Origin of the sequence: Microbulbifer epialgicus (assembly GCF_041447265.1) — a bacterium.
Lineage (GTDB): Bacteria > Pseudomonadota > Gammaproteobacteria > Pseudomonadales > Cellvibrionaceae > Microbulbifer > Microbulbifer epialgicus.
Map to the genome: position 1 here is coordinate 1 of NZ_JBGMEK010000210.1, position 1,819 is coordinate 1,819.

Annotated in this window: 4 protein-coding genes; 3 read left to right on the forward strand and 1 reads right to left on the reverse strand. The window is 45.9% G+C overall.

The window, feature by feature from the left end:
- Positions 1-70 precede the first annotated feature (70 nt).
- Positions 71-436 carry a dATP/dGTP diphosphohydrolase domain-containing protein gene (locus ACCI49_RS24525; RefSeq protein ID WP_371841881.1) on the forward strand — a complete coding sequence of 122 codons (366 nt, stop codon included), beginning with the start codon at positions 71-73 and terminating at the stop codon, positions 434-436.
- Positions 424-828 carry a hypothetical protein gene (locus ACCI49_RS24530; protein ID WP_371841882.1) on the forward strand — a complete coding sequence of 135 codons (405 nt, stop codon included), beginning with the start codon at positions 424-426 and terminating at the stop codon, positions 826-828. Before ACCI49_RS24525 ends, ACCI49_RS24530 begins: the two co-directional genes overlap by 13 nt.
- 17 nt (positions 829-845) lie before the next feature.
- Here ACCI49_RS24530 and ACCI49_RS24535 read toward each other — a convergent pair whose 3' ends face one another.
- Entirely contained in the window at positions 846-1,022 is a 177-nt protein-coding gene (locus tag ACCI49_RS24535) for a hypothetical protein (RefSeq protein ID WP_371841884.1), read from the reverse strand.
- Positions 1,023-1,608: 586 nt separating this feature from the next.
- On the opposite strand from ACCI49_RS24535, the gene ACCI49_RS24540 reads away from it, so the two are divergent.
- On the forward strand, positions 1,609-1,819 hold a 211-nt coding region (locus tag ACCI49_RS24540), incomplete at its 3' end, for a DUF5675 family protein (protein ID WP_371841885.1).

Here is a 1,819-nt window from a genome sequence, read left to right on the forward strand (position 1 = left end):
TTGATAACTTAGAGCCAGGCACTACCAGCGCCCGGCGCCGTGAAGTTTATACAGTGTGAGGAGAGCAATCATGACTGAAGCGATGGAGCGTGACCCGAACGGCAAAGACCCCCACGAACCAGGGGCGAAATGTGACGAGGGAAAAATCATGGCCGGGGTGCTTGATGATTTCTCCCTGGCATTAATGGCGGTTGCTGAAGTGGGAACATTCGGGGCGACTAAATATACTCGGGGTGGCTGGCAGCAAGTGCCGAACGGTAGGCAGCGTTATCGGGATGCGCTATGGCGTCACCACCTGAAAGAGCGACACGAAACAAAAGACCCCGAAACGGGGTTGTTACACAAGGCCCATAAAGCTTGGAATGCGCTAGCTGAATTGGAGCTGGAGCTGAGGGCACAGCAGGGAATAATGGGGCGGGTAGCATGGCAGAAATAGCAATACGTGACTTATTGTGGGAATGGTCCCGAGCCTATCCAGAGAGAGCAGGGGATTCTGTATCCTGGCCCCGTATGTCTGCATTCAGCCGGGAAATGGTATCAGGGAATAGAGAGAGCCCAGAGCCGATAAATGTAAATCGCGCAGAGCTTACTGATGCGGCCGTGCTTGCATATCTGAATGCAGTGAGCCGACGCAGGGATCAGGAAAAAGCTGAGCTTGAGGGATTAGTGTTTTGGCTTCGATATTACTACCGTTGGGATATTCGATTTATTTGTAAGAAAGTTCAGCGCTCTAAAGCTTGGGTTGAAAACATGAATCAACTAATAGAGGCAAGTGTTGAGTCTGTACATTTAGTTCAACAAAAGTCAACTAAAGAAAGCCCGCGTTGAAGCGGGCTCATTATTATTTACTTCATCTTTTGACAGTTAGGATAGGGGAAGGGACATTTTCTTTCGTTAGTATCTTCCTTATCGTCTTCTTCTGACGCTGCTGCGGTAGTCATTTGTGCCGGTTTCTCTACAGCGAATGTAATAGATGAAAATGCCAATAAAGTGGCAAATAATGCAATGCTAAAATTTTTCATGATAAATCCAAATTTTGTTTATTGTGTTCCTTAAAGGAGTCTCAATATTACTAGAGTCCATTGCTTGCAGGAAGAAAAAGTTACAACCTGTTCGTACTAATTATCGGTAGAAAAACCCTGCATTTACGAGGAATATTTGCAGTGAGTTATCAAGTAATCATATCAAGTGTGGGATTTAAGCAGGTTCTGAGGGTTTTTCTCGAATTAAAATTGCTGTGTTAGTGAGGGTTCTCAGAAGCCTTATTAAAAATGGTTATATATACAGTCTGTTAATATGTACAGTATTTTGTTGACGCCTAGGTGCCTAGGCACTAATATATGCGAAGCTGCCAAGGTTTTCATGCAGCGATCATCCTTTCTTGAACCGGCCCCCCAGCCGGTTTTTTTATGCCTGAAATCTGGGACTTCAAATGATTGAAGACTCTCCACTCCTGCGCTTACTCAATATAAGCAAGCGCTGGTACAGGTGGGCTCAATATAATGAATTCAAACTGGAATACCTTGTTGTCCACCCTGACGATTATGAGTTCATGGGTTATCCAGAGTCCTGGATGGGTATTCGAGTAAAACCACTCTCGAGATAATCATGCTCACATTAACGCGATTTGCTTATGGCTCAGAAGCAACTCTGGGCCGGCTATGTGTCGGTGACCGTACTTTCTATACCGTAGAGCGCCCATGGCTAGGTAATAAGCCATTCGAGAGCTGTATACCAGAGGGGGTTTATCAGTGTGACCCGTACAGTTCAGCCAAATACCCCAGCGTATGGGAGCTACAGGAAGTCCCAGGTCGTTCAA